This is a genomic window from Pseudomonas sp. SIMBA_067 (assembly GCF_046534675.1).
Lineage (GTDB): Bacteria > Pseudomonadota > Gammaproteobacteria > Pseudomonadales > Pseudomonadaceae > Aquipseudomonas > Aquipseudomonas putida.
In genome coordinates this window covers 1-249 of the sequence record NZ_JAWRYH010001013.1, presented here as the reverse complement: position 1 = coordinate 249, position 249 = coordinate 1, and the positions used below count along the sequence as shown (strand labels likewise).

The window sequence follows — 249 nt, the reverse complement described above, 5'->3', positions numbered from 1 at the left end:
GAAGTCGACGTAGTGCAAGTGGGCATCGCTGTAGCGGTAGTCGCGCGCCTGTGCCGTCTGGCACAGCCAGCCCGTCAACAACACGCAAGCCAGCGCTTTGGCAATCATGGGCAGCTTCCTTCCAAGGGGGCGAAAACAGTAGACCGGCCGTTAAGCGAGACGGTTCAGCCGAAGCGGGCAAACCGCTATGCTGGAGGCATTTCCACTTCGCCTGGAGCCCACCCCATGAGCAGCCCCCTGATCATCCGC

1 pseudogene is annotated in these 249 nt (G+C 61.8%); it reads right to left on the bottom strand.

What is annotated here, in order from left to right:
* A pseudogene (locus tag SB765_RS32275) lies at positions 1-108 on the bottom strand (amidohydrolase); the annotation flags it as partial.
* Positions 109-249: the final 141 nt, after the last annotated feature.